The organism is Variovorax sp. WS11 (genome assembly GCF_010499245.1).
Lineage (GTDB): Bacteria > Pseudomonadota > Gammaproteobacteria > Burkholderiales > Burkholderiaceae_C > Variovorax.
Genome location: NZ_JAAGOW010000002.1, coordinates 950,747 through 977,491, shown reverse-complemented (window position 1 = coordinate 977,491; position 26,745 = coordinate 950,747). Strand labels below are relative to the sequence as shown.

The 26,745-nt window shown below is 68.0% G+C and carries 24 protein-coding genes; 16 read left to right on the top strand and 8 right to left on the bottom strand.

Going from position 1 to position 26,745, the window contains the following annotated elements:
• Window positions 1–245 precede the first annotated feature (245 nt).
• The 3 genes from GXN78_RS25120 to GXN78_RS25110 all read right to left on the bottom strand — a co-directional run bounded on the left by GXN78_RS25120 (window position 246) and on the right by GXN78_RS25110 (window position 3,583).
• A complete protein-coding gene (locus GXN78_RS25120) occupies window positions 246–1,595 on the bottom strand; it encodes a calcium-binding protein (protein ID WP_164255740.1) in 1,350 nt (449 codons plus the stop codon).
• A gap of 285 nt (window positions 1,596–1,880) precedes the next feature.
• Window positions 1,881–2,672, bottom strand: coding sequence for a hydroxyacylglutathione hydrolase (locus tag GXN78_RS25115; RefSeq protein WP_106557240.1), 792 nt, complete (start codon window positions 2,670–2,672; stop codon window positions 1,881–1,883).
• Window positions 2,673–2,752: 80 nt separating this feature from the next.
• On the bottom strand, window positions 2,753–3,583 hold the full coding sequence (locus GXN78_RS25110; RefSeq protein ID WP_106557241.1) for an urease accessory protein UreD: 831 nt from the start codon (window positions 3,581–3,583) through the stop codon (window positions 2,753–2,755).
• A gap of 72 nt (window positions 3,584–3,655) precedes the next feature.
• Here GXN78_RS25110 and GXN78_RS25105 point away from each other — a divergent pair, with 72 nt between their 5' ends.
• The 4 genes from GXN78_RS25105 to GXN78_RS25090 all read left to right on the top strand — a co-directional run bounded on the left by GXN78_RS25105 (window position 3,656) and on the right by GXN78_RS25090 (window position 7,764).
• Window positions 3,656–4,045, top strand: a complete 390-nt coding sequence (locus GXN78_RS25105) for an OsmC family protein (RefSeq protein WP_106557242.1) — start codon at window positions 3,656–3,658, stop codon at window positions 4,043–4,045.
• A 94-nt stretch (window positions 4,046–4,139) separates the two neighbouring features.
• The gene (locus GXN78_RS25100) at window positions 4,140–5,645 is read left to right on the top strand and encodes a hypothetical protein (RefSeq protein ID WP_106557243.1); all 1,506 of its coding nucleotides are present in this window, start codon (window positions 4,140–4,142) and stop codon (window positions 5,643–5,645) included.
• Window positions 5,646–5,699: 54 nt separating this feature from the next.
• Window positions 5,700–6,581, top strand: a complete 882-nt coding sequence (locus tag GXN78_RS25095) for a hypothetical protein (RefSeq protein WP_146163062.1) — start codon at window positions 5,700–5,702, stop codon at window positions 6,579–6,581.
• Window positions 6,582–6,663: 82 nt separating this feature from the next.
• On the top strand, window positions 6,664–7,764 hold the full coding sequence (locus GXN78_RS25090) for a TAXI family TRAP transporter solute-binding subunit (protein WP_106557245.1): 1,101 nt from the start codon (window positions 6,664–6,666) through the stop codon (window positions 7,762–7,764).
• 22 nt (window positions 7,765–7,786) lie between these two features.
• Here the strand turns inward: GXN78_RS25090 and GXN78_RS25085 are convergent, their stop codons facing one another.
• Complete coding sequence (locus GXN78_RS25085; RefSeq protein WP_106557246.1) at window positions 7,787–8,971, bottom strand: glycoside hydrolase 100 family protein; 1,185 nt, start codon at window positions 8,969–8,971, stop codon at window positions 7,787–7,789.
• A 174-nt stretch (window positions 8,972–9,145) separates the two neighbouring features.
• On the opposite strand from GXN78_RS25085, the gene GXN78_RS25080 reads away from it, so the two are divergent.
• The 7 genes from GXN78_RS25080 to GXN78_RS25050 are packed head-to-tail and all read left to right on the top strand — an operon-like array spanning window position 9,146 to window position 15,519.
• Window positions 9,146–10,132, top strand: coding sequence for a tripartite tricarboxylate transporter substrate binding protein (locus GXN78_RS25080; RefSeq protein ID WP_106557247.1), 987 nt, complete (start codon window positions 9,146–9,148; stop codon window positions 10,130–10,132).
• 18 nt (window positions 10,133–10,150) lie between these two features.
• Window positions 10,151–10,750, top strand: coding sequence for a hypothetical protein (locus GXN78_RS25075; protein WP_106557248.1), 600 nt, complete (start codon window positions 10,151–10,153; stop codon window positions 10,748–10,750).
• Between the two features lie 27 nt (window positions 10,751–10,777).
• Window positions 10,778–11,533, top strand: coding sequence for an SDR family NAD(P)-dependent oxidoreductase (locus GXN78_RS25070; RefSeq protein WP_106557249.1), 756 nt, complete (start codon window positions 10,778–10,780; stop codon window positions 11,531–11,533).
• 22 nt (window positions 11,534–11,555) lie between these two features.
• Window positions 11,556–12,521, top strand: a complete 966-nt coding sequence (locus tag GXN78_RS25065) for a tripartite tricarboxylate transporter substrate binding protein (RefSeq protein WP_106557250.1) — start codon at window positions 11,556–11,558, stop codon at window positions 12,519–12,521.
• Window positions 12,522–12,529: 8 nt separating this feature from the next.
• A complete protein-coding gene (locus GXN78_RS25060; RefSeq protein ID WP_204162276.1) occupies window positions 12,530–13,747 on the top strand; it encodes a CoA transferase in 1,218 nt (405 codons plus the stop codon).
• Window positions 13,744–14,643, top strand: coding sequence for a CoA ester lyase (locus GXN78_RS25055; protein ID WP_106557252.1), 900 nt, complete (start codon window positions 13,744–13,746; stop codon window positions 14,641–14,643). Before GXN78_RS25060 ends, GXN78_RS25055 begins: the two co-directional genes overlap by 4 nt.
• 3 nt (window positions 14,644–14,646) lie before the next feature.
• A complete protein-coding gene (locus GXN78_RS25050; RefSeq protein ID WP_106557253.1) occupies window positions 14,647–15,519 on the top strand; it encodes an alpha/beta hydrolase in 873 nt (290 codons plus the stop codon).
• Window positions 15,520–15,522: 3 nt separating this feature from the next.
• Here the strand turns inward: GXN78_RS25050 and GXN78_RS25045 are convergent, their stop codons facing one another.
• Window positions 15,523–16,554: an amidohydrolase family protein gene (locus tag GXN78_RS25045; RefSeq protein ID WP_106557254.1), complete on the bottom strand. Its 1,032-nt coding sequence runs from the start codon at window positions 16,552–16,554 to the stop codon at window positions 15,523–15,525.
• 129 nt (window positions 16,555–16,683) lie between these two features.
• Here GXN78_RS25045 and GXN78_RS25040 point away from each other — a divergent pair, with 129 nt between their 5' ends.
• From GXN78_RS25040 to GXN78_RS25030, 3 genes are all read left to right on the top strand, one after another.
• Complete coding sequence (locus tag GXN78_RS25040) at window positions 16,684–17,598, top strand: LysR family transcriptional regulator (RefSeq protein WP_106557255.1); 915 nt, start codon at window positions 16,684–16,686, stop codon at window positions 17,596–17,598.
• Window positions 17,599–17,766: 168 nt separating this feature from the next.
• On the top strand, window positions 17,767–18,864 hold the full coding sequence (locus GXN78_RS25035; RefSeq protein WP_164255738.1) for a lipocalin family protein: 1,098 nt from the start codon (window positions 17,767–17,769) through the stop codon (window positions 18,862–18,864).
• 24 nt (window positions 18,865–18,888) lie between these two features.
• The gene (locus GXN78_RS25030) at window positions 18,889–20,619 is read left to right on the top strand and encodes an OPT/YSL family transporter (protein ID WP_239142899.1); all 1,731 of its coding nucleotides are present in this window, start codon (window positions 18,889–18,891) and stop codon (window positions 20,617–20,619) included.
• A 35-nt stretch (window positions 20,620–20,654) separates the two neighbouring features.
• Here the strand turns inward: GXN78_RS25030 and GXN78_RS25025 are convergent, their stop codons facing one another.
• Window positions 20,655–22,892, bottom strand: coding sequence for an NADP-dependent isocitrate dehydrogenase (locus GXN78_RS25025; RefSeq protein ID WP_106557257.1), 2,238 nt, complete (start codon window positions 22,890–22,892; stop codon window positions 20,655–20,657).
• A 219-nt stretch (window positions 22,893–23,111) separates the two neighbouring features.
• Between GXN78_RS25025 and GXN78_RS25020 the strand changes: the two genes are divergently transcribed.
• Together GXN78_RS25020 and GXN78_RS25015 are read left to right on the top strand one after the other, a co-directional pair.
• Window positions 23,112–23,807: a cyclic nucleotide-binding domain-containing protein gene (locus GXN78_RS25020; protein WP_164255736.1), complete on the top strand. Its 696-nt coding sequence runs from the start codon at window positions 23,112–23,114 to the stop codon at window positions 23,805–23,807.
• An 82-nt stretch (window positions 23,808–23,889) separates the two neighbouring features.
• Window positions 23,890–24,774, top strand: coding sequence for a hypothetical protein (locus GXN78_RS25015; RefSeq protein WP_239142898.1), 885 nt, complete (start codon window positions 23,890–23,892; stop codon window positions 24,772–24,774).
• A 16-nt stretch (window positions 24,775–24,790) separates the two neighbouring features.
• On the opposite strand, the gene GXN78_RS25010 is transcribed toward GXN78_RS25015, so the two are convergent.
• Window positions 24,791–25,732 (bottom strand): SMP-30/gluconolactonase/LRE family protein, encoded by a 942-nt coding sequence (locus tag GXN78_RS25010; protein WP_106557260.1) that lies wholly within the window; start codon window positions 25,730–25,732, stop codon window positions 24,791–24,793.
• Between the two features lie 14 nt (window positions 25,733–25,746).
• Window positions 25,747–26,730 (bottom strand): tripartite tricarboxylate transporter substrate binding protein, encoded by a 984-nt coding sequence (locus GXN78_RS25005; RefSeq protein WP_106557261.1) that lies wholly within the window; start codon window positions 26,728–26,730, stop codon window positions 25,747–25,749.
• Between the last annotated feature and the right edge of the window lie 15 nt (window positions 26,731–26,745).

The window sequence follows — 26,745 nt, the reverse complement described above, 5'->3', positions numbered from 1 at the left end:
GCTGCGTCCCGCGCCCGGCGCGACGGAAAAAACCGGGCAGCCGGGTAGGGGAGGGAGCGTGCGGATGTCGGATTTCATCCCCCGCTGCCGTGGACAAGCTTGTGGAAAACTCTGCGAACAAGTCGCGGAACCCTTGTCCTGCAAAGGTTTGCACTGCATTGCCCATGGAAGCAGCAGTCGCCGTGGTCTCGGTATTTGCCGTGCTGCTGTCCTGCACCACGCGTCTGCCGAGCGATCGTTGCACTTCAGCGCCAGTCGGCGGCCAGGAGGGGTGCCAGGTTGTTCTGGTAGGCTTGCGGCAATGTCGTCTGCCCCGCCGCCGGCGGCACGAAGCTGGCCATCGCCTGCACCAGGTTCTGCACCTGGGTGTCGATCAGCACATGGCCGTCGCTGGTCCGGAACTCCTCGACCTGGTAACCGCTCCCCGCATACCAGCTGTTGAGGGTGAGCTTGTCCTCGGTGCCGATGATGCTCACCTCGAGGTTGTTGCCCACTTGCCTGAACCACAGCTGGTCGGCCGTGATCCCGCTGGCGAACTGCACCACGTCCTTGTTCCCTGCGGTGGCGTCGTCTTCGATGATCGTGTCACGGCCCTGGCCACGCGCCATGCGGTAGGTGTCGTTGCCGGCGCCGCCGATCAGGGTGTCGTTGCCGGCGCCGCCGTCGAGCGTGTCGTTGCCCGCACCGCCGGTGAGCATGTTGCTGCTGGCGTTGCCCGTCAGGGTGTCGTTGTGGCTGCTGCCGAGCAGGCGCTCGATGTTCAGCAGCGTGTCGGTGCCGGAGCCGCCCGTGACCTGGGCACCGGTGGCGGCCAGGCTGACGGTTACGGCCGCGGCGCTGTAGTGGTAGGAGGCGGTGTCGGTGCCGCTCGCGCCGTCGAGGACGTTGTCGCCGGCGTTGGCGGTCAGCACGTTCGCGAGTTCATTGCCCGTGGCGTTGATGTTGTCCCGGCCTGACAGCCACAGATGCTCGAGGTTCTGGCCCAAGGTCCAGGAGACGGAGGATGCGATCGTGTCGATGCCTTCGTTGGCCAGATCGATCACGACGTCGCCCGCGGTGTCGACGACATACATGTCGTTGCCGGCGCCGCCGCTCATCACGTCCTCTGCAGCGCCTGCGTCGAGCGTGTCGTTGCCGGCAAGGCCCTCCAGTGTGTCGCTGCCGGGGGTGCCGTTCAAGGTGTCGTTGCCGGGGGTGCCGCGGATGAGCGGACCCGAAGCGACCTTGGCGAGGGTCTCGATCTGGGCGGTATTCCAGGCCGTGCCGTCGGCAAAGCGGATCTGGTCGATCCGGTAGCCGCGCATGACTTCGCCAAATCCAAACTGGTAGTTGACCGTGATCCTGTCGCTACTGCCTTTCAACCCGAGCGTCATATGGCCGACGTCCGAGCGAGACACCACGATGTCGCTGGCCGCAATGCCGGCATCGAACTCGATCGCATCCAGCCGGCCCGGGCTGGTGTCGTAGGCCATGATGGTGTCCTGGCCCCAGCCACGGGCGAAGCGGTAGCTGTCGCTGCCGGCACCACCATTCAGGTAGTCATTGCCAGCACCTCCCTCGAGGATGACGATGAGCGAACCCCAACCTCCTGACATCTCGTATTCGCCGGGTGAGACCTCAGCGCAAACAGTTGGAACAGATGCATTTATCGCGATCGCGATAAGGGCAAACCTCAGAGTGGTGCGAAAAGTGGTGTGCATGTCCCGAGTTGGCGATGCCGAACCGGACGCAGTGTGAAGTTCTCGTGAAGTTGCGCGGCGACCGGAGCAACGCACCGAATTGCTTCCAATGGCCCGGCGCGATGCAGCGCGAGCCGGAGACCCGCTTAGACAATGTCTACAAAAAGTCGGACCCGTCGGCGCTCGTTGGCCCGGCGCGGCTCACCACTGGTTGCGCAGCTCCCGCAGCTTGATGAACACGGTCTTCGGATCCGGCTTCTCGGGCAGATCGGGGAAGACCTCGCGCAGCGCGGCGATCACGCTCGGGCTGGACAGGCGCAGGAAGGTGTTGATCTGCTGTTCCTCCTGCAGCGTCGTGACCTGGGCCTTCGCCGGGTCTTGGCCCGTTACCTCGGGCAGCAGCGCGCCGGCGGCAGCGTTGTCGGGCTCGCGCGCGAGGGTGAAGCGCAGGTTGTTCTCGATGTAGTCGTGGCCCGGGTAGACGCGCGTTTCGGCGGGCAGCTTGGCGAGCTGCTCGACGAAGGTGGTGTACAGGTCTTCCGGATTGCCGCCGTTGTGGCAGTTGCCGGCACCGGCGTTGAACAGCGTGTCGCCGGAGAACAGCGCCGGCGTCTCGGTGTGGGAGCGCAGGCAGATGTGGCACATCGTGTGGCCGGGCGTGTCCATGCATTCGAGCTCGACGGTCTTGCCGACCTTGATCACGTCGCCGGCCTTGACGCCGCGGTCCACCCCGGCGATGCGGGAGCCCGCGCGGTGGTGCGCGATCACCTTGGCCCCGGTCGCCGCGACCACCGCCGCGTTGCCGCCGGTATGGTCGTGGTGCTCATGCGTGTTGAGAATCTGGGTGATCTGCCACCCCTTCTCCCGAGCCGCGGCCAGGCATTTCTGGTGATCCAGGGGATCGATCGCGAGGGCCTCGCCGCTCTCGGGGCAGGCGATCAGGTAGTTGTAGTTGCGGTAGGCGTTGCCGGTCCAGATGCGCTCGACGATCATGGGGTACTCCTGGTGTCGATGGGGCGAGCGGCAAGCATACGAGAACCGCGCTCCGCCACAAACGCGCCCTGCATCGCGCCCTACACCGCCCAGATCCGCGGCGCCGCGCCCTGCATCTGCCACAGCTCGGCGCGCCAGGCGAGCCACACCTGCCGCAGCAGCTGCATCGCGGGCTCGACCACCGGCGCCAGCACGCGCAGCACGATCACCTCGCCCGTGGGGCTGGTCGCGCCCGCGCTGTCGCGCAGCGGGTGGGCCTCGATCAGCGAGCGCGCCCGCTCCAGCGCCGCCTCGCGCCGCGCCCGCGCGATCGGCGACCCGGCGACGAAGAAGATCGAGGCCAGGCAGCGATGCCCGGCGAGGCCCAGCGGACCGTCGAGCAGCCGGTAGTCTGCCGCGTCGATGCGCCCGCGCTCCAGCCATGCGCCCGGCATCTCGATGTGCTGCTGCAGCGTGCCACGCTCGAAGGGCTTGCCCGCGTGGGGCAGGCCCAGCGCCGCGAGGTCCCAGCCGATCAGCTCGGCCCCTTCGGCCGGTCGCATGACCAGCCGGTTCTCCGCGCGGCAGCCGCTGAAGCAGATCGCCTCCAGCGGCAGCCACTCGAGCCGCGCGCCGGGCTCGAGCAGGAGCTCGGTGCGCTGCAGTGCCAGCTCGCCGTCCGAGCGGTAGAAGCGGCTGGCGCCGGGGGTGGTGACCAGGCCATGGCTGCCCGCCGAGGCGCGCACCCGGATGTCCAGCGTGTCGCCGCCCACCAGCCCGCCCGGCGGATGCACCAGCACGTTGTGGCAGACGGCGCCGCCTTCGGGGTAGAGGCTCTGCAGGATGCGCAGCGGGCCTTCGTGGCGGAAGCGCGCGACGCTTCGGTGTTCTTCAAGGCTGTAATCGAGTTCGAGTCGCGCGTGCCAGGGCATGGGGCGAGTGTAGGTGTGAGCACACCCGCGCTATACGATCGTCCATCGTTCATCCGCAACCAAGGAACCCTCATGAGCATCACCGTTCGACGCGACGGCATCACCGGCACCCGCCACATCCTCAAGGTCCGCGCCCACGAGATCGCGGTGGACACCGGCGGCGAGCACGACGCGGGCCCCACGCCGCATGACCTCTACGACTCCGCGCTGGCCGCCTGCAAGGCGCTCACGGTGCTGGTCTATGCGCAGCACAAGGGCATCCCGGTGGAGGAGATCGAGGTGGTGGTGAACCGCGACGACAGCCAGGAGCGGCAAGGGCTCTACAAGCTCGACTCCACGCTGCACGTTACCGGCGCGTTGAGCGAGGAGCAGAAGGCGGCCCTGCTGCGGGTGGCGGGGAAATGCCCACTGCATCGGCTGATGTCCGAGGTGAAAACGGAGATCGAGACGCGGCTGGTTTGAGCTCGATCTAAACCCGCGCGCGGTGTTGCGGAGTTGGTGATTCCCCTCAATACGAATGATGTCCATAAGAAAACTAAGTCATTACACTGGGTGAATGTCCACATGGCTGGCCTCGGCGCTTCAGATCGAGCATTGGGCGGTTGGCGACCAAACCTGGTCGCGCAATCCGACCACGGGCGCCTTTGAGCTTGCCGACTACAAGGGATGGGGCGCGCCCCCGGCGGCGTGCGACGCGCTCGACCTGGCGACCCTCGTCGGTGCGCGCGTGAGCGTCGAGGGAGCGGATCGGGCGGGCAAGCCCGTGGCGCTCTATCCGGGGGCCTTCAAGTTCTCTCCCGTGACGGGCAAGGCGCTGCCCGCGCCGTCCGTCGCCCATCGGGACGCGTGGCTGCCGCCCTTCGGTGGCGACAGTGCCATCGAGGATCCGCCGCAAGGGCTGCGCCTGACCGCCGCGCCGCTGGCGTTGCGCTCGACGCTCGGCATCGAGTCTCTTCCGGACCGCCAGTTGGCGGCGCCTCCGGCGGGACACTATCAATTCCTGGTCGCCGCATGCCAGACCTGCGATGCCCGGCTGCTCGCCGTGGAGCATTCGCGGGGGCGCATCCACCAATGGCTGCCGCACTCGGAGCGCTGGCTGGAGCTTCGCTGCGGCGCGGTGCACGCGCTCGTCGGAAGCTCCCTCGGCGAGGAGGCCTGGGGCATGGCGGTGCAAGACCCGCAAGGCGCCACGCGGATCTTCATGCCGACCGATGCCGGCCTGGCCATCGTCTCCATCAACCTGATCGCCCGGACCTATGAATCGCGCACCCTCGGCGCACGCTGCCTGGGCGCGCCGATCCTGTGGCAGGGCAGGGTGCATGTGCCCATGCTGGACGATGACGGCAAGCTGGGGGTCCATGTCTTCGACCCGGCCGGCGCCGCACTCCGCCGCGTCGATGGGCCGGCGCTCGATGCCGCGTCGGCGAAATGGGTCCGTCCGCTGGCCGATCGGCGGCAGATCGTGTGGATGTCGTCCGCGGGCCAGCTGATCGTCAAGCCGGGCAACGGCGACGCGCTGGAGGCATCGCTCCTGCCATGGCCGGCGGGCATCACGCCGAGCTTCGAGCTGGGCAGCCCCTACCTGTCCCGCAGCGGCCACCTCTGGCAGCAGTGCACGCAGCAGGACGACGAGGGGCAGCGGTTCGTCTTCGTTCAACTGGGCCGCGGCGAGCCGGAAATCCGGCCGGCCAGTTCGCCACGCCTGAGCACCGGGGCGGCCTGCTTCCAGCTCGATGCACGCCTGCGGATCGCGCCCTGGTTCGATGCCGACGACGGCCTGGATTCCGAACCCTCCGGCGAAGTGATCATCCCCCTGCTGGAGTCGACCTCGTCGTCCACGGTGCTGTGCGCACGCGTGTCGAGTCCCGGATCGGTCGAGAGCCTCTTCGCGTCGAGCGACGCCTGCACCACCACATTCGAACTGCACGGCGAGCGCGATGTGCAGTTCTGGGTGGCCAGGCTGCCGCGGCCGTGGGCGACCCGGCCCTTCGTCTATGCGGGCCACCTGTATCTCTATCACCCGGGCCAGCGTCGGCTGCCGGGCTGGCGGATCGACTCCTGAGGACGACCGGCCGCGTATGTGAGGCGTTCTTGCACTGACCTTTGTTCTTCGACCATGGCGAATCTGGCTGAACTGGATCTGGCGCTCTCGCAGCCGTGCAGGCGTTGTGCTCAGCTGCTGCATGGGCGCGTCAAGTTCTGCCCCTACTGCGGCAGCGAGAACGAGGCCCCTCCGTGGGGACACGAGGCGGCCAACGCCGCCGTCGGGCCCGGACGCACGGCACCCGATCGCGCCGAGCCGGGGGGGCCATTGGCGCAAGAGGCGCCGGCCATGCCGCGGCGCGACGCCGGGGAGAAGACCGAGCTTCCCGCCATCCTCGACGCGGGTGGCGATGCCGAGGAAGACGGGGCCCTCGACATCGCCCACATCGTTCCTGCCGCCTTCGAATGGCCCGACGACCTGCCGGCCACGATCACGACCGTGCAGCCCCGACCGCTGGTGCCGCGGCGCGCCCCGATCCTGAAGTACGCGGCGATCGGTGCGGTGATGGTCGCGACCGTGCTCGCCCTGGTCCTCGGCTATGTCCGTTCCAGCCAGGAGAACGAGACGGCCAGGTCGCGCGCACTGACGGCGCAGCTGGCCCAGGCGCAGAGCGCACTGGCCCGAGGCGATTTCATCGCCACGGAGCGCGAGCTGGCCGTGCTGGCCGCCGCCTATCCCGGCCATCCCGGTGTGCGCGAGTTGAGCGATGCGCTCGATCGCCGAATGCAGGAACAACTGGCCAGGCAGGAAGAACTGCGCGAAGCCACCCTGAAGGCGACCCGATCGCTGGCCCTCGGCGCTCCCGCCCCGTCCGTGGCCAAGGCGCCGCCGGCAGCGCAAGCGCCGGTCGCCGTCGCGCCCGCGCCGCCGGTCGCCGTGCAGGAGCCCGAGAAGAGCGAGTGCAACGCGGCGCTCGCGGCCCTGGCCCTGTGCGCTGCCGGGAGCGGGCGGTGAACGGCCCGGGCAGTGCGGGCTGCAGGGCCATGGCCCGGTGCCCTCGTCACAACCATGAGGAACCATCCTCGAAGGAGCCGGCATGACGATCCGATCACTGCTGACGGGGCTGATGTTGATGGCCTTCCTGCCTGCGGCTGTCTCTGCGCCGCCGGCGACCAGGACCGAGTACAAGATCGTCACCGCGTCGAAGACCGGCACCTACATCCAGATCGGCCGCGACCTCGCCAAGTGGGTGGCCGATCCCGCCGGCATCGATCTGGAAGTGCTGGAGTCGAAGGGCTCGGCCGAGAACGTGCATCGCATGCGCTTCGAGCCGGGCGTCAAGCTTGCGCTGGTGCAGTCCGACGTCTACCAAGCCTTCCTCGACGAAGCGAAGGCCGGCAGCGCCGATGCGGGCAACATCATCCGGCCGCTGCGCCTCATCCTGCCGCTCTATGACGAAGAGATCTACTTCGTCGCCCGCGCCGACTCGCCCCTGAACAACATCCACGAGATCAGGGACAAGAAGCTCGGCGTCGGCCCGCTCGGCAGCGGCACGGCGCTCAGCGCGAGAACGCTCTACCAGCTGATGTTCGGCGAGCCCATACCGGCCGCCAACGCGCAGTACCTGAGCAACGAGGAGGCGCTCGCCAGACTCACCGTCGACAAGTCGATCGACGTCGCCATCATCGTGGCCGGCCAGCCCGCCAAGCTGTTCACCGACATGAAGCCCGAGGCGCGCAACTTCATCAAGATCCTGAAGCTGGACGAGAAGGCGCCGGAAACCGCGCGGGTGACGAAGACCTACTTTCCCGCGACCATCCGCGCGACGAGCTACGCCAACTGGCTCACGGCCGACATTCCCACGCTGACCATCAAGGCCTACCTGGTCACCTACGACTATGGCCTGCAGTCCACGGTCGGCAACCTGAGCCGCTTCGCCGAGTCGCTCTGCACCAACTTCGACAAGCTCCAGGCCAACGGACATCCCAAGTGGAAGCAGGTGCGCCTGGAACTGCCGGCGCTGGGCCAGGGATGGCGCTACTACCCGCCGATGGAGAAGCGGCTGCGTGCCTGCATCGCCGGCCAGATGGCGGTGTCGCGCACCGGGGCCTTTGCCAAGCCGCAATCCCAACAAGCCCCGCAACCCCAGCGTCCCTGCACGGAGCAGGAGCTGGTCTTGGGCATTTGCAACCGGTGATGGCAGGCGGGAGCGCGCGGCCTCACCAGCCCGCCGCGTCGCCCCGCAGCGCCCGCCTGGCCAGCAGGAAGGTCGCCGCATTCCAGCTCTGGCCGGCCATCCCCCGCGGCGCCAGTGTCCGGCCGTGGAACCACTCGGTGAAGCGCCAGTCGTTGAGCGCATTCACCTGCGCCAGCCGCGCGAGCTCGGACCAGGCCGGCGCGTGCAGCCCCAGCCGCGCCAGCATCAACACCCAGAATCCGCCGACGAAGGGCCAGATGCCGCCGTTGTGGTACTGGTGCACGAGGTTCTGCTGGTGCCGTCCCATGTAGAGCCGCCACAGCGGGTGCTGGGGCGTCAGCGGTTGCAGCACCACGCGCACCGGATACGGCACGCTGGCATTCGCCGCGCTGAGGGTCTCGACGATGCGGTAGGCCATGGCGGTATCCGCCAGTCCGCTCTGGATCGCCAGGATGTTGCCGAACACGTCCCCTTCGTGGCCGACCACCGAGAGATTGACGAAGCTCAGGTACAGGCCGGGGTCGCGCCGGCCGCGGCGCGCATAGTGCCGCAGCAGCCGCGCCCGGTGGTACTTGGGCAGCTCGCGCTGGAAGGGATTGAACAGGTGGTTGAAGTGGTACCGCGTCTCCTCGGCGTGCTCGAGCGCGTAGCGGCGCTTGACCTCGTACCACAGCGTGTTGGTGTACAGCACATAGCCAGAGCGCGGCATGATGTCGGCCCAGTCGCTGGCCTCGTTCTGCTGCAGCAGCCGGAAGTGCTGGTGCTCCTGCGCCAGCAGCCAGCCGATCGCTCGGTCCACGCCGCTGCTCCAGTGCGACGGGCCGACGCTGCCATGGCGGCGCACATGGTCCACCGCGATCAGCCACCACAAGGTGGCGTCGATGCAGCCCAGGTACCAGAAGTCGGCATCGCGGCCCTCGGGGTCCACGTACTTGGGGATCTGTCCGTTGGCCGCCTGCTGCGCCGCCAGCGCGTCGAGGCTCGCCACCGCGCCCTGCTCCAGCGCGGGCACGCCGCTGCCGCACATCGCCATCACGCAGATCGCGGCATCGCGCCCGAAGATGCGCGTGTAGCGCCGCGCCTCGGCCGCCTCGGTGCGGCTGGCGGCCAGGATGCCGTGCGGGGTCAGGTTGCGCTGCAGGAGATCGAGCGAGGCCTGGGCGCAGCGGTCGATCATGGCGAGGGCGGGGACGTCGAGATGGGTCATGGGTCGTAGGTCGTTGCCAGCGGGTGCTGATTTTTCCGGGGCATTCGCGCAAGGGTAAACCCGCGCGTTAGCGCGCGCTGAAGTGCCCGTTACGAAATGGCAAATTGAAACTGCAGGAGGCGCGGCCGACACTCCCCGGACACAACGACATCCCGAACATTCCGTGGAGTTCCCATGAGGCTCAAGCACCTTCTTTCCATGGCCGCCGCCGGCGCGCTCATGTGCTCGGCCGCAGCGATTGCGCATGCGCAGTCCGCTTCCGGCTACCCCAGCAAGCCGATCAGGATCATCCTGCCCTACAGCCCGGGCGGCGCGGGGGACGGCTTTGCGCGCCAGCTGGGCCTGGAGCTGACGGCGACCCTCGGCCAGCCCGTGATCGTGGACAACCGCCCGGGCGGCCAGAGCGTGCCCGCGATGCAGGCGCTGACCGCGGCCGCGCCGGATGGGCACACCTTCGCGATCTTCGGGACCGAAGGCGTCACCATCAACCACCAACTGTTCAAGCGGCCGCCCTACAACCCCGAGAAGCTGGAAGCGGTGGCGCGGCTGGCCGACATTCCCTTCGGGATCATCGTGCGCGCCGACTATCCGGCGAACAACCTGAAGGAGTTCATCCAGCGCATCAAGTCGGACAACAGCACCGCCTTCGCCAGCCCCGGGGCGGGCACGCCCATCCACCTGATGATGGAAGTCTTCCGCCAGCGCGCCGGACTCGAGAAGATGGTCCATGTGCCCTACAAGGGCAGCGCACCCGCGATCCAGGACATGCTGTCCGGCCAGGTCAGCGTGGCCATGCTCGACCCCGCGACGCCGCTGCAGCACATCAAGGCCGGCAAGATCAGGCTGCTGGCGGTGGCCAGCGACAAGCGCCTGCCCAACTTCCCGGACGTTCCGACGATCGCCGAATCGGGCTACCCCGGCTTCTCCGCGATCGGCTGGTATGCGGCCTACGCGCCGCCCGGCACGCCGCCGGAGATCGTCGACAAGCTGAGCGCCGCGCTGAAGGCCGCGGTGCAGACCCCGAAGATCTCCAAGTGGCTGATCGAGATGGAGCTGATCCCCGCCTACATGCCGCCCGCGGAAACGAAGGCGGAAACGGCGAAGGAGACCGCCAGCTACGGGGCCATCGTCAAGCGCCTCGGCATCTCGATGGACAACTGAAGAACGGCACGCGAACACATGAAGCTCGACATCACCCGGCGCCTCCACGAGGTGGACACAGCCCTGGCCCGTACCGACAACCCACGCCACAGGGCGATCCTGAAGAACTACATCCGCCACGCCAACCTCGAAGTCTGCGGGCTGTGGGAAGGCATCCTCGCGCCGGACATGATGGTTGCGCATCCGGTGTACCGCTTCCACACGCCGGGCAAGGGCCTGCGCGTCGTCGACGGCATGGCGGCCGTGCAGCAGGAGTACGAAAGCTACGCCCGCCTGAACTGCAACGTCATCGTGCACGGCGAGGGCTCGATCATGGTGAACGACCATGGCTTCATGACCGAGTACGTGCAGCACCGCTTCTGGCCCGGATCGCTGCTGCGCGAGCAGGGCGACGACATCGACGACCCCGGTGCGATGTACCTGGTGACCACCACGCAGATGATGTCCTGGCCCTACGACGACCAGGCCCGCGTCGTCGAGGAACGGGTCTATCGCGGCACCGACCGCCGGATCGCCAAGTGCGATCCGGCCGAGGTGATCACCGTCGAGGAATGCCGCGAGAAGCTGTTGCCCACCCTGCCGCCGGTGCATTCGCCCCTCACGGGCCTGCCGCGCTGAGCCCATTCAATCGAAAGGAAGCGAGAAATGACAGAACGTGTCGCCGTTGTCACGGGTGCCGCCGGAACCATCGGCCAAGGCGTGGTCGAGAACCTGCTGGAGCACGGGCGCAAGGTCGTCCTGGTCGACCGCGATGAAGCGCGGCTGGCGAAGGCGAAGGACCGGTTCGCGCGCCAGGGAGAAATGATGGCCGTCGTCGTCGACCTGCTGGAGGAGGGCGCGCCGGCCCTGGTGGCGAGCAGCATCGAGGAGAACGGCTGGCAGCCCGCCACCATCGTCGTCAACAACGCCGCGATCACGGTGAAGCACGAGGGCCGGTCGCACAACGTGCTCGAGATGTCGCTTGACGAGTGGAGCCTGGTACACCGGATCAACGTCACGGCGCCCATGCTGATGGCGCGGCAGTTCCTCCCCGGCATGGTGGAACAGAAGTGGGGGCGCATCGTCAACATCTCCTCGCGCGCCGGCCGGTACAACCCCCACCAGGCGGGACCGTCCTACGCCACGACCAAGGCCGCGGTGCTCGGCCTGTCGCGCTCCATCGCGAACGATTTCTCGAAGCACGGCATCACCTGCAACTCGGTCGCGCCGGGACTCGTGATGTCCGACATGACCGGCCAGCTGACGCCGCAGCTGCTCGAGGCACTCGTGGCGCGCACCCCCGTCGGCCGGGGAGGATCGGCGCGCGAGCTGGGCGCCGCCATCGCCTTCCTGGTGTCGGAGGACGCCGGCTTCATCACCGGCACCTGCCTGGACGTCAATGGCGGCCAGTCGATGAGCTGATCTTCGCAACTGGAGCCAAAGCATGTTCCTGGATTTCCGCCCACTCGCCGTTGCGTTCGGCGCATGCGCCTGCCTGCTCAGCGGCAGCGCCTTCGCCCAGGCCTTCCCGGCCAAGCCGATCACCCTCGTCGTCGGCTTCGCGCCCGGCGGCGCGACCGACATCCAGGCGCGCGCCCTGGCACAGCTGGCCTCGAAGGAACTGGGCCAGCCCATCGTGGTCGAGAACCGTCCCGGCGTGTCCGGCACGCTCGGGCCGGTGACGGCCTTCCAGCAGGCCGCGCCGGACGGCTACACGCTGGGCGTGCTGCCGGGCACCCTGTTTCGGGTGCCGCACATGATGAAGGTGAGCTACGACCCGCGAAAGGACTTCAGCTACATCGTCAACGTGACCTCTTACGTCTACAGCCTGAGCGTCGCGCAGGACGCCCGCTTCAGGAACCTGGACGACCTGGTCGCGCATGCGAAGGCCCATCCCGGCAAGCTCTCCTTCGCGACCACGGGCGTGGGCGGCAGCGGCCACATCAGCGTCATGCGGCTCGCCAAGGCGGCCGGCATCGAGGTGACGGCGATCCCGTACAAGGGGGCGGCCGAAGCCTTCACGGCCGTGCTGGGCGGGCACGTCGACTTCACGGCCGAAGGCGGATTCGGCGCGCTTGCCGATGGCGGCAAGATCCGGTCGCTGGGCATCTTCTCCGACACGCGCCTCAAGAGCCGGCCCATGATCCCGACGGTGCGCGAGCAGGGCCTCGATGTCGTGGCCAGGATGACGTGGGGCATCGGCGGCCCCAAGGGCATGGACCCGAAGGTGGTCGCCGCGCTCGGCAGCGCGTTCCGCAAGGCGATGAACGATCCGTCCTTCGTGCAGGTCCTGGAGCGCGAGGACCAGCCGCTCGCGTACATGAACAGCGCGGACTACACGGCCTTCGCGGCCCGCATGTTCGACGAGGAGGGCCGCTTCGTGCAGGAACTCCGCATCAAGGCGGAATGAGGCGGCGAATGGAATTGAATCCCGTGGAATTCGCGCCGGACAGCCAGGGCCCCCTGGCCGGCGTCCGCGTGCTGGACATGTCGCGCCTCATGGCCGGCAACATGCTGAGCCTGCAACTGGCGGACTTCGGCGCCGAGGTGATCAAGGTCGAGCCGCCGGACGGCGGCGACACGCTGCGCCACTGGAAGGAAGGCGATCTCTCGGTCTGGTGGAAGGTGTATGCGCGCAACAAGAAGAGCATCACCCTCAACACGCGCAGCCCCAAGGGCGTGAGCCTGCTCAAGCGGCTGCTGCCGCAGGCGCAGGTGCTGATCGAGAGCTTCCGCCCCGGCGTGCTGGAGGCGATGGGCCTGGGCCTGGATCAGCTGCACGCGATCAATCCCAAGCTGGTGCTGGTGCGCGTGACCGGCTGGGGCCAGACGGGCCCGTACAGCGCGCGGCCCGGCTTCGGCACGCTGATCGAAGGCTTCTCCGGCTTCGCGGCGAAGAACGGCTTCCCCGACAAGCCGCCGGCCCTGCCCAACCTGGGCCTCGCAGACATGGTCGCGGGGCTGACCGCGGCATCCGCCACGCTGATCGCGCTGCGCGAGGCGGAGAAAAAGGGCGGCAAGGGACAGATGGTGGATGTCTCGCTGCTCGAGCCGCTCATGGCCATCCTGGGCCCCGACGCGGCGCTCTACAAGGTGACGGGCCGGCTCGCCGAGCGCACGGGCAACCGCACCTCGATCACGGCCCCGAGGAATGCCTACGAAACCAGCGATGGCCAGTGGATCGTGATGTCCGGCGCCACGCAGCGGATGACCGAGCGGCTGTTCGACGCGATCGGCCGTCCGGACATGAAGGAGGACCCGCGCTTTCGCACCAGCGCCGACCGGCTCAGGAACATCGATGCGCTGGACGAGATCCTCGGCGAGTTCGTGCGACGCAGGACGCTGGCCGGCAACCTCGTCTTCTTCGAGCAGGCGCAGATCACCTTCGGCCCGATCAACGACGCCTTGCAGGTCACGCAGGACCGGCATGTGCGCGAGCGCGGCATCCTCATGGAGCTGCCGGACGAGGACCTGGGCCGCATTCCCATGCATGCCGTGACGCCGCGCCTGAGTGGCACGCCCGGCGCCATCCGCTTTGCCGCGCCGCGCGTCGGCGAGCACAACGGCGAGATCTACGGGGGGCTGGGGCTGACCGGGTCCGACCTCGGCGCACTCGCGTCGGAGGGCGCGATATGAGCTTCGGTGCGCAAGAGCTGGAATTCTGCAGGTCCCTGCTGTTCGTCCCGGTGCCTGAAACCCGCTTCGTGGATAGGGCGCACGAGCGCGGCGCCGGCGCGGTCATCCTCGACCTGGAGGACGGGGTCGCGCCGGAGATGAAGGCGCAGGCGCGCGGCGCTGTGCGCGAGGTGGCGGCCACGCTGCGGTCGCGGGGCATGACGGTGCTGCTCAGGATCAATCACGGCTCGCGCGAAGACGTCGAAGCGGCGGTGTCGCCCGACGTGGCCGCGCTGGTGCTGCCCAAGATCGACAGCGCCGCGGAGGTCCAGGGCATCGCCGACCTGCTCGATCGGCGCGAAGCGAAGCTGGGCCTGCACGCAGCGCATACCGCTCTGCTGGTCCTGATCGAGACGCCGAAAGCGGTGTGCAACGCAGGCGCAATCGCGTCCTGCCATCCCCGCGTCGCCGGCCTGATCCTCGGCAGCGAAGACCTGGCGCTGGCGCTGTCGGTGCCACCGACCCCGGACTCCCTGCGCTACGCGGCCGAACGCGTCGTGATGGCCGCGCGCGCGGCCGGCAAGGTGCCGCTCGGCGTGCCGGGTTCGCTGGCCACCATCAAGACGCCGGAGCGCTTCGCCGAGGCGGTGGCGGCCGCGCGCCGCATCGGCATGGCGGGCGCAGTCTGCATTCATCCGGCACAGGTCGCCGTGGTGCGCGAGCACTTCGCTCTCGATCCGCGGGACGTGGCCGAAGCCCAGGGCATCCTGGTCGCATTCGCCGAGGCGCAGAAAGCCGGCAAGGGGGCCGTGATGCACGAGGGGAAGATGCTGGACGCGCCCATCGTCGAGCGCGCCCGGAAGCTGGTCGCCGAGGCCGGCCTGCACGGCCAGCGTGCGGCAGCACAACCCGCCTGAGCCGTGTTCGCGCCCTTCGAGATCCAGACCTCCGATGCGGAGGTCCGCATCGCGGGCCAGGTCGGCGGCGACGGTCCGCCGCTGCTCCTGCTGCACGGCAATCCGCTCACGCACCGCAGCTGGGACCGGATTGCGCCTCGACTGGCCGAGCACTTCACCGTGGTCGCGACGGACCTGCGGGGCTACGGCGCCAGCGGCAAGCCGGCGGGGAAGGGCGATCACCACGAGTACTCCTTTCGCCGCATGGCGCAGGACCAGGTGGAGGTGATGGCCCATCTCGGCTTCGATGCCTTCATGGTGGCCGGGCACGATCGCGGCGCGCGCACCGCCTTCCGCATGGCGCTCGACCATCCCCGCAAGGTGCTGAAGGCGGCCTTCCTCGAGATCCTGCCGACGCATTGCGTGGCCAAGGACATCAGTTTCCAGATGGCCATCGACCTGTACCACTGGTGGTTCATGGCGCAGCCCTTTCCCTTTCCCGAGCAGCTCCTGAAGGGCAACGAGGAGTTCTACATCCGCAGGAAGCTCATGTCGCAGGGGCCGGGCAAGGGCGGCTTCACCGAAGCGGAAATCCAGGCCTACGTGCGCGCCTGCACGCCGGAGAACATCCACGCGGTTTGCGAAGACTATCGCGCCGCCGCGACCGTCGACCTGGCCATGGACACCGCGGATTTCCTGGCCGGGCGCAAGGTCGAGTGTCCAACGCTGGCGCTGTGGGGGGAGAAGAGCCACACGGCCCATCACCACGATGTGCGCGCCGAATGGCCCCGCTACTGCGCCAGGCTCGAAGGCATGCATGCGCTGGCTTGCGGGCACTACCCCGTGGAGCAGGCGCCGGAGGAGACCTATGGCCTCCTCGCCGGGTTCTTCCGCTAAGTGCTAAGGCAGGCTCAACCCATAGACCCGCGCGGCGGTTCCATGGAAGAGGTCCGCCTTTTCCGCCGGCGTGGCGTTCGCGGCCAGACGCTTGAACGCGTTCCACAGGACGGCGTAGCTGTACGAGCCCTTGTCCACCGGGAAGTTGCTTTCGAACATGCAGCGTCCGGCGGAGAAGATCGAGATCGCCTCCTCGACGAAGGCACGCCAGGCCTGCGCAAGATCTTCCGACGAGGGCGGCAGCTCGCGCGCATGAAAGTCGAAGCCGCTCACCCGCATGCCCAGCCCGCCGATCTTGAGGAAGGTGTTCGGCAGTCGCGCGAGCGCCTTCAGGCCCTGCCGCCATTCGAGGAACACGGCCCGTCGATCGTGAGCGCAGGGCCCCACGCCGATCGGGCCGCCCGTGTGGCCGATCACGATCCGCGTTTCCGGGTAGCCCTCGGCGAGCCTGGCCAGGTCCGCCAGCTGCGTGTGGTACTGCCATGAGTCGAACACCAGGCCGAGGCGGGCCAGGTGGCGGAAGCCGGCGTGGAAGCGCGGATCCTCGAACAGGTCGGGCCGATACGGCACCGGCGTGGTTCGCACTTCGGGATGCGCGTGCCAGGCCGTGATGTTGCGGATGCCGCGCAGCCGGCCGCCCGACACCGCGAGGTGCCGCTCCAGAAGCTGGCCCGCCGCATCGCCGAGCGACAGGTCGACGTGGCCGACGATGCCATCGCAGAGACGCGTGGTGCCGTAGGCGCCGCTGGCGCTCATCGCCGCCACGCCGTTGGCGAACTCGGTCTCGCCGATGGACCGCACGCCCTCGTCGCCCGAAGCGCGGTACATCGCCCTGCATTCGACAAAGACGCTGGCGACGATGTGGTGCCCCGACTCGAAATCGGCGAGTACGTCGTCGATGAGGTAGCGCGGCTTCGGGCGGTCCCAGAGGTGGTGGTGAGGGTCCACGATCGGAAAAGCCGGATCGATGGCCGCTTCGACTCGGGCAGCGAGCCAGTCTTCGCGGATCGGCAGATGAGGAGAAGGTGCGGTCATGGAGGCTGAAGGCATGCAACGATAGGAGACGTGTCAGCATGGCCGGAATCCCGAAGAATGGACATTCGAGATTCCTGAATACCCCCTGGCGGTCGGAGTGAAGACCGCCGCGTGATGGAGTGAACTCGAATGGCCTTTCATTTCGACCTGGTCGACCTTCGCCTGATGGTCCATGTCGCCGAGCACAACAGCGTGACGCGCGGCGCCGAGGCCGCCCATCTCTCCGTTCCCGCGGCCAGCATGCGCGTGAAGAGCCTGGAGAGCGGCAGCGGACTCCAGCTTCTCTACCGCTCGAGCCAGGGGGTGACCCTCACCGCGGCCGGCCGGACGCTGGTCCAGCACGCGAAGGCGATCCTCTTCGAGACCGAGCGCCTGCGCGGCGACCTGCAGGAGTACACGCAAGGCATCAAGGGCCACCTACGGATCTTCGCCAGCACCACGGCGATGGGGGAGTTCCTGCCGGCGGTCTTGCGCCAGTACCTGCTGGCGCGCCCCGATGTCAGCGTGGACTTGCGGGAACATGCGAGCCCGGAGGTGGTTCGGGCTGTGGCGGAAGGGCAGACCGACATCGGTGTCTTCGGCGGCGACGTGCCGACGGGGAGTCTCGAGCTGCTGCCCTATCGCGAGGACTATCTCGTTCTCGTCGTGCCGGCCGCGCATGCATTTGCGAGTCGCGAGTCCGTCTCTTTCGCCGAGACGCTGGAGCACGACCATATCGGCATGCAGGAGGGCAGCAGCCTTCACCAGTACCTGCTGGAGATGAGCCACGCGGTGGACAGGCGGTACAAGCTGCGGATCCAGGTCGGCAACTTCGAGGCGGCCTGCCGGATGATCGAGGCGGGGGTCGGCATCGGCATCATGCAGAGGGTCGCCGCACAGCGCTATGCGCAGTGGATGGATATCCGCGTGATCGCCTTGAGCGACGACTGGGCGCTTCGCAAGCTGAAGATCTGCGTGCGCAGCCGGGAGGCTCTTCCGCTCTTCGCGCAGGACCTGGTCGACTTGCTGATCGAGGACGCGCGGCGGACGGGCAGCACGGACTGAGCGCATCGCTAAGATGTCCTGCCGATCGAGTGCAGGCCTGCAAGGCGACAGCGAAAGGATGCCCTGAACATGAATGCCGACGACCCCCTTCCAAAGCGCCACAGGCGTTCCGGCTCCGGACGCTCCCGTTCCTCCCGGGCGCGGGCACGGGCGAGAAGAAGGGGATGGATGGTGTTCTTCGCCGCGCTGGTGGGCGTCACGGCGGTCATCGTCGCGGGCCTGGACTACCTCTGGACCACCGAGCGTGAGCCGGCCGCCGTCGCGGCGGCCGAATCACGGCCCGACGCCAGCCGCAAGCCGGTCGAGCGAACCGCCGCGCTCCCGCCGCTCAACCTGCCGGCGGACGATGCGCCCCATGGCTCCGCGATGGAATGGTGGTACTACAGCGGCATCCTCAACGCGGAGGCGGGCCAGCGCTATGCCTTCCACATGGTCGTATTCGTGGCCAACGGGCTGGTCAAGCACACCGTCATGCACGCGGCGCTGACCGACCTTCAGACCGGCAAGCGCTACGCCAGCCAGACCCGGACCGGCGGCACGCCGGCGACGAACGTCCCCAACGGCTTCGACTTCAAGGAGCAGGGCTGGCAGCTGGCCGCATCGCCTTCCTCCCACGTACTGCGGGCCGGCTTCGACGGCGCCTCCATCGCCTTCGACCTGGGCGTCTCGGGCCCGGCCGTCGCCCACCGCGCGCCGGGCTCGGAGACGCCGGGCCTGCTCGATTTCGGCAAGAGCGGAATCAGCTACTACTACTCGCGCCCCCGGCTTCCCGCGCGCGGCAGCATCGCCATCGCGGGGAAGTCGCTCCCGGTGAGCGGCGAGCTCTGGTTCGATCACCAGTGGGGCGAGTTCGATGTCCTGACGCTGGGCTGGAACTGGTTCGCCCTGCACCTGGCGGATGGATCCGACCTGATGCTCTATGAGCTCTTCGACGTGGACGGCCGCAAGATCATGACCGCGGGCACGCTGTCGGACGCCAAGGGGTCCAGGCCGCTCCAGCCGGGCGAAGTCGCGCTGCTGCCCGGCACCACATGGACGAGCCCGAAGACGAACATCCCCTACGTCGTCGAGTGGCGCATCAAGCTTCCGTCGGGCGTGCTGAACGTCAAGCCCTTCGTGCCCGACAGCGAATTCGACTCGGGCTGGACCACCGGCAACGTCTATTGGGAAGGGCCCGTCAAGGTGAGCGGCAGCCAGGAGGGGCAGGGCTTCCTGGAGTTGAGCGGCTACGACCGCCTGAGCGCCCGGCAGTCGAAGAGCAAGTGACATCGCGCCGGCGCAGGCAGATCCATGGATCCACCCCCAGGCGCCCGCTGGCCTTGGCTGCCCACCGAGGGCAGCTGGAAATACCACCTGCTGCTGGCGCTCACGGGCATGCTCGTGCTGGGCCCGCTGGCCGGCGTGACGGCGGCCTACATGAACTTCTCGCTGGGCTTCTTCGTCGGCGGGCAGGTGCTGGCAGGGCTGCTCGGCTCCGCGGTCACCGCGGGCTATGGCGCGGCCGGGCGGCACGGCGCCAACTACATCCAGACGGCGGCTGCCTCGGTCGCCAGCATGAGCGGCCTGGGCGTGCTGCTGCAGGCCATGGCATGGATGGGGCTGCCGCAGCCCCCGGCCTGGCAGATGGTGCTGTACCTCACCTGCGTGGGCATGTTCGGCGTGGGTGTGGGCATGCTCTACACGCCGGTGGTGGTGGACCGCATGCGCCTGGTCTTTCCTTCGGGGCTGGCGGTCGCCAACATCCTGCGGGCGCTGACCGACTCCCGGCTGCTGCGGCGCTCGGTGCGGCAGCTGGGCAGCGGCGTTGCCGCCGGGTTGATCGCGGGGCTGGCCTCGGCCCGCCTGCCGCTGCTGGGCGTCATCGAGCTGTCGGCTTCCACCTTCGGCGCGGGGCTCGTGATCGGCGCGCGCATCGGCATCCCGGCGGTGGTGGGCGGGCTGATCGGCGTCGCGCTGCAGCCGTACTTCGTCTCGATCGGCTGGCTGCAGGCCGGCGACCCGCCGCGCAAGATCATGTTCCTCATCGCGCTGGGAACGATCATGGGCGCCGCCCTGGTGGACCTGGCACTGATCTTCGCGCACGCCCTGCCGAGTGCGCGGCAGCAGGCGGCGCGCGATGCGCCGCCGCCTGAGGCCGGCGACTGGCGGCGCGTCAACAGCACGCGCCTCGTGCTGTGGGTGATCGTCTGGGCGGCCGCCACGGTGGCCTGCGGCCACTGGCTGCTGGGGCAGCCGGTCTTCTTCCTGGTGGTGGCGGTGGCGCTGGTCTTTCTCTTTGCGCTGGTCAACGGCATCTCCGTGGGCATCAGCGACTCCAACCCGATCTCCTCCGCCTTCGTCGTGACGATCGTCATCCTCGCCGCACTCGGCCTGCGCGACCCGGGCGTGGGCCTGATGGCCGGCGCGGTGCTGCTGGTGGCGACCAGCGTGGCCTGCGACATGCAGCAGGACCGCTCCACCGGCTGGCGGCTCGGCACGCCGCGCGTGCTGCAGTTCCGCTACCAGGTGCTGGGCATCGCCATGGGCGCCATGCTGGCGGTGGTGTTCGCGCGGCTGTTCATGGCGGCCTACCCGGTGCTGCTGCAGGACCAGACCGTGCTGAAGGCGGATCAGCAGCCGGCCGGCTGGAGCTCGGCCATGACCTACAAGTTCGTGGGCGTGCTGCGCAGCCTGACCGAGGACCAGCCCTTCCAGCGCACCGCCATCGGCGTGGGCATCGCGGCCGGCCTGGCGATCGAGCTGCTGCGCAAGTGGCTGCGCCCACGCAGCTTCGTGCTCGACGCCATCGTGCTGCCTTCGCCCTATGCGCTGTCTTTCGGCGGCTTCGTCAGCCTGCCGACCTCGCTGTGGCTCGGCGCGGGCGGCGTCGCGGGCAGCCTGCTGGCGGCCCGCGAGCCCGCACGGCGCGACGTGCCGGAGGACATGAGCAGCGCTTCGCTGTTCGGCGGCGGCCTGATCGCCGGCGATGCACTGGCGGCCGTGGGGATCGGCGTCGCGGGGCTGCTGGCGGTGTTGACCTGAAGCCCAGGCCGGGCAGCCTGGGCGCTATCGGGCCCTCAGCCCGCCGCGGCGGCCAGCGCCGCGTTGAACGTGGCGCTCGGCCGCATCACCGCCTCGGTCTTGCCCACGTCCGGCAGGTAGTAGCCGCCGATGTCGGCCGGCTGGCCCTGCACGGCGGCGAGCTCGTCCACGATCTTCTGCTCGTTGGCGCCCAGGGCCTCGGCGAGCGGCTTGAAGTGGGCGGCCAGTTCCTTGTCCTCGGTCTGCTCGGCCAGGGCCTGGGCCCAGTAGAGTGCCAGGTAGAAGTGGCTGCCGCGGTTGTCGAGCTGGCCGGTCTTGGGCGAGGGGCCCTTGTTGTTGTCCAGCAGCTTGCCGGTGGCGGCGTCGAGCGTTCTGGCGAGCACCTTGGCCTTGGCGTTGTGGGTCTTCATGCCCAGGTCCTCCAGGCTCACGGCCAGCGCGAGGAACTCGCCCAGCGAATCCCAGCGCAGGTGGTTTTCCTCGACCAGCTGTTGCACGTGCTTGGGGGCCGAGCCGCCGGCGCCCGTTTCGTACATGCCGCCGCCGGCCATCAGGGGAACGATGGAGAGCATCTTGGCCGAGGTGCCCAGCTCCATGATGGGGAACAGGTCCGTGAGGTAGTCGCGCAGGATGTTGCCGGTGGCGCTGATGGTGTCCAGCCCGCGGACCACGCGCTCCAGCGTGTAGCGCATGGCGCGCACCTGGCTCATGATCTGGATGTCGAGCCCGGTGGTGTCGTGCTCGTGCAGGTACATCCTGACCTTGGTGATGAGCTGGGCCTCGTGCGGGCGGTAGGCATCGAGCCAGAACACCACCGGCATGCCCGAGTTGCGCGCGCGCGTGACGGCGAGCTTGACCCAGTCGCGGATGGCGGCGTCCTTGACCTGGCACATGCGCCAGATGTCGCCCGTTTCCACGTTCTGGCTGAGCAGCACCTCGCCCGTGTCGAGATCGGTGATGTTGGCCACGCCGTCCTCGGGGATCTCGAAGGTCTTGTCGTGCGAGCCGTATTCCTCAGCCTGCTGCGCCATCAGGCCGACGTTGGGCACGGTGCCCATGGTCTTGGGGTCGAAGGCGCCGTGCCACTTGCAGAAGTTGATGATCTCCTGGTAGATGCGGGCAAAGGTGCTTTCGGGCATCACGGCCTTCACGTCCTTCAGCCGGCCGTCGGCACCGTACATCTTGCCGCCGTTGCGGATCATCGCGGGCATCGAGGCATCGACGATCACGTCGTTGGGCGAATGGAAGTTGGTGATGCCCTTGGCCGAGTCCACCATCGCCAGTTCGGGGCGATGCTCATGGCAGGCGTGCAGGTCGCGCCGGATCTCGTCCTGCGTGCTCTGGGGCAGCGTGCCGATCTTGTTGTACAGGTCGACCATGCCGTTGTTGACGTTCACGCCCAGCTCTTCGAACAGCTTGGCGTGCTTCTCGAAGGCCTCGCGGTAGAAGATCTTGACGCAGTGGCCGAACACGATGGGGTGCGACACCTTCATCATGGTGGCCTTGACGTGCAGCGAGAACATCACGCCCGTCTTGTGCGCGTCCTGGATCTGCCGCTCGTAGAACTCGAGCAGTTCCTTCTTGCTCATGAACATGGAGTCGATCACCTCGCGCTCGAGCAGCGACACCTTCGGCTTGAGCACGATGGCCTTGCCGCTCTTGGTGATCAGTTCCATCTTCACGTCGCGCGCCTTGTTCAGCGTCATCGACTTCTCGCCGTGGTAGAAGTCGCCGTGGTGCATGTGCGAGACGTGCGAGCGCGAGGCCTGGCTCCAGTCGGCCATGCTGTGCGGGTTCTTGCGTGCGAATTCCTTCACCGCCTTGGGCGCACGGCGGTCGGAGTTGCCTTCCCGCAGCACCGGATTCACCGCGCTGCCGATGCACTTGTTGTAGCGCGCGCGGATGTCCTTCTCCTCGTCCGTCTTCGTGCTCTCGGGGTAGTCGGGAATCTTGTAGCCCTTGTCCTGCAGTTCCTTGATGGCGGACTTCAGCTGGGCCACCGAGGCGCTGATGTTGGGCAGCTTGATGATGTTGGCTTCGGCCCGCAGCGTCAGCTTGCCCAGCTCGGCCAAGTTGTCCGGCATGCGCTGCGCTTCGGTCAGCGCTTCGGGAAACTGCCCCAGGATGCGGCCGGCCACTGAGATGTCGCTGGTGGCGACGTCGATGCCCGCCGGCGCGGCGAAAGCCTGGATGATCGGCAGCAGCGAGGCCGTGGCCAGGCGCGGTGCCTCGTCGGTGAGGGTGTAGATGATTTGGGAGCTTGCGGCGGTCATGGCGGCTTTCGGGTGGACTGAACAACAACGCGTTGTCACGGAACGGACGGCGTGACGAACGGGCGCAAACTTTAACAAATGAGGCGCGGCGCGCACGAGGCGCCCGGGAATGCCCGGGTAAGGCCCGGCCCCGATGGCCGGGAAATCCCGAATCGCGGCCTCGCTCGACAACCGGCGCGTACGCGAGACAAGATGGGTGGCCCCTTTGGAGGAACGCTGATGCCAACGCTTGCACTGTTCGACACCGCGATGACCGCCCTGACCACGGCCTTGGCCACGCCGATGGGGATCGTTGCGCTCTGCTCGGCCGGTGTCGCCGGCATGCTGGTGATCGTGAGTTCCTTCGTCAAGACCATGATTCCCCTGCGCTGCCTCGCGATCGGCGGCAACCTGGGCTTCCTGATCTACGGCGCGCTGCATCCGTCGCTGATCCTGGTGCTGCTGCACGGCGCGCTGCTGCCCATCAACATCTTCCGGGCGGCCCAGATGGTCCGCCTCACGCGCCGCGTGCGCGTCGCGGCAGCGACGAACGACTTCTCCGGCGTCTGGCTGCGCCCTTACATGCGCCGGCGGCGGTTGAGGAAGGACTCCATCCTGTTCCGCAAGGGTGACGAGGCCAAGCGCCTGTATTTCCTCGCCGAAGGGCAGATCGAGTTCGTCGAGATCGGGCAGACCATGGAGGCCGGCCGGCTGTTCGGCGAGATCGCATTCTTCGCGCCTGACAAGCGGCGCACCCTGACCGCCCGCTGTGCCACGAACTGCATCGTGCTGCAGATGGACGAGTCGACCTTCAAGACGCTCTACTACCAGAACCCCACGTTCGGATTCGAGGTGGTGACCCTCGTTGCCGGCCGGCTCATCGCCGACCGGCAGCGCCTGGAAGACCGGCTCGCGGCAACCAACCCGGCGACCTGATCCGGGGGCGCCCGGGGCAAACAACCTCTTGCAACTAAAGGACTAGCCAGACGCCCGGGCCAGCGTGACAATGCGCAACATCATGAAACCCGCGACAACACTTCGCCGGCTGGCGCTGTGGGTCTTGTTCCTGATCGTGCCGGTCGCCGTCCAGGCGCAGACACAACTCGGGAGTGCCGCGGCCTTGCGTGCCAAATACGACGCCGTCCAAACACAGATCGGCAAGAACATCTTCGGGCGGCCGCTCGTCCTCGAATCGACGGAAGCCTCCGGCCAGTTGAGCGGCGACATCTTCGCGGTGCTGAGCCACCCCTTCGACCAGGTGAGCGCTTCCCTGAGCCAGCCCGGCGTCTGGTGCGACGTGCTGATGCTGCACCTCAACACCAAGTATTGCGTGCCGCGCGGGTCAGGCAATGCCAGGTCGCTCGCCGTCTCGGTCGGCCGCAAGTTCGACCAGCCGCTGTCGGAGGCGACGCGCGTCGACTTCGTCTGGCAGCCGCCGAACATCGGCGACGACTACCTGAGCGTGCGGCTAAGCGCCGACAAGGGGCCGCTGTCGACCCGGGACTACCGCATCGAGCTCGAGGCGACGCCGCTGGGCAACGGCAAGACCTTCATCCATCTCGGCTATGCCTACGCTTACGGGGTGGCGGCGCGCATCGCGATGCAGGGCTATCTCTCGACCATCGGCTCGGACAAGGTGGGATTCACCGCGACGGGCAAGGACTCGGCGGGCGAGCCGACCTACGTGGGCGGCGTGCGCGGCGTGGTGGAGCGCAACACCATGCGCTACTACCTGGCCATCGACGCCTACATGGACGCCCCCAAGCAGCTGCCGCAGCGCCTCGCGGCCTGGTTCGACAGTACGGAGCGCTATGCGCGGCAGCTGCATGAAGTGGAGCGCGAGGACTATCTGACGATGAAGCGCAACGAGTACAAGCGGCTTGCCAGCCCCTTGCCGGAGTAGCGGCTTCAATCGCTGATCAAGCGCCGGGAGCTTGGGCAACTCGGCCTGCATGAGCCTTCATGCCGGGCACATCGAGCGTTGTGCGCAAAATCGTGCCGGTCGTGGATTCCGTGCAGTAGAGCACCGTGCGCAAGGGCCCGCCGAAGGCCAGATTCGTGAGCGACATGCCTTCCGTGCTGCGCAGCACGACCACCGGCTCCGCGCGATGGTTCAGCACCCACACGTACCCCAGGCCCGGGTTCGCGACCAGCAGCCGGCCCGCTTCATCCATCGCAAGCCCGTCGGGCCCGCTCGGACCATAGGACGTGAAGAACTGGCCGACCTTCGTCACGCTGCCGTCGGGCATCAGCGGCGCCCGCCACACGCAGTTGCCGCGCGTCGCCGCGACGAAGAGCACGCGCTCGTCCGGCGAGAGCACGACGCCGTTCGGGCTCGGGACGTTGTTCAGCAGCAGATCGAGGCGCCCCTCCGGCGTCAGCCGGTAGACCCGGCCCGCGGGCTCGTGCATCCCGCTCTGGCCCTGGTCGGTGAAGTACAGGTTGCCGCGGGAATCGAACACGAGATCGTTCACGCCGCGAAAGCGCTCGCTGTTGCGGCGCTCGAGGTAGGGCTTGAGCGCCCCGCTGACGACATCCAGCGCCATCAGGCCGTTCTTGTAGTCCGTGATGATGAGCGTGCGCTCATCGGCGAACTTCATGCCGTTGGGCTCGCCGTCGAATTCCGAGACCAGGTCCCACTCGCCCGCGGGGTCGATGCGGAAAACGCGTCCCCACGGAATATCGGTCACGTAGAGGTTGCCGGCCGCATCGAAGACGGGGCCCTCCAGGAAAGAGTCGACCGGCGCTCCGCCCCGGTTCGCATCGGCCCATGCGCTGCGCCGGCCCTTTCGGCGCCAGCGCTCGGCCATGCGCGTGAAGACGTCCAGATCGCGGACTTCGGGGGGCTGGAGCAGCAGCATGGTTCGGGCTCCGGCTACTGTTTCTCGACCTTGGCGGCCGCGGCCACCTTGCTCCACAGCTGCGTGTTGTCGCGCAGCATCTTCGTGAAGGCATCGCCGGACACGACCGAGGGCACTGCACCGAGGTCGGCAGAGAACTTCTGCACGTCGGCACTCGCCATGGCGGTCGCGATCTCTTTCTGCAGGCGCTGCATCACGGGCGCCGGCGTTCCCTTCGGCGCCCAGAGCCCGGTGAAGTTGATGACGCTGTAGTCCTTGATGCCGGCCTCGGCGAAGGTCGGGACCTCCGGGAGCGCGGCCAGGCGCTTGTCGCCGCTGATGCCCAGCAGCCGCACCTTGCCGCCCTTGACCTGCCCCATCACCCCCGGCGTGGAGGCGATCTGGAAGTCGATGGTCCCCGAGAGCAGGGCGAGCGTGGCCTCGCCGGCACCCTTGAAGGGGACGTGCGTCACGTCGATCCTGGCCGCACTGGCCAGGGCCTCGGTGGAGAAGTGCGGCGTCGTGCCTGCACCACCGGTGCCGTAGTTGAGCTTGCCGGGGTTCGCCTTCGCGTAGCCCACCAGGTCCGACAGCGCCTTGAAGCGCGACTCCGAGCCCACCACGAGCGCCATCGGTGCGAAGTTGAAAGCAGCCACCGGCATCAGGTCCCGCTCATGATCGAAGGGCAGCTTGCTGAAGACGTGCGGCAGGATCGAGTAGGTCGTGTCGTTGGCCATCAGTGTGTAGCCGTCGGGCGTGGCCTTCGCGACCTGCTGCGCGCCGATGGTGCCGGTCGCGCCCGCCTTGTTCTCCACGAAGAAGCTCTGGCCCGTCTGCTCCGTGAGCTTTTGGGCGACGCGGCGCGTCACCTGGTCCACCGCGCCGCCGGGCGGATAGGGCACGACGATGCGCACCGGCTTCGAGGGATAGTCCCCCTGCGCGAAAGCCGCACCTGCGGCTGCATGGATCGCCGCCGCGGCCAGGGCGGCCGGGATGGTCTTGCGCGAAAAAATGCTCATTGAATGTCTCCTGAT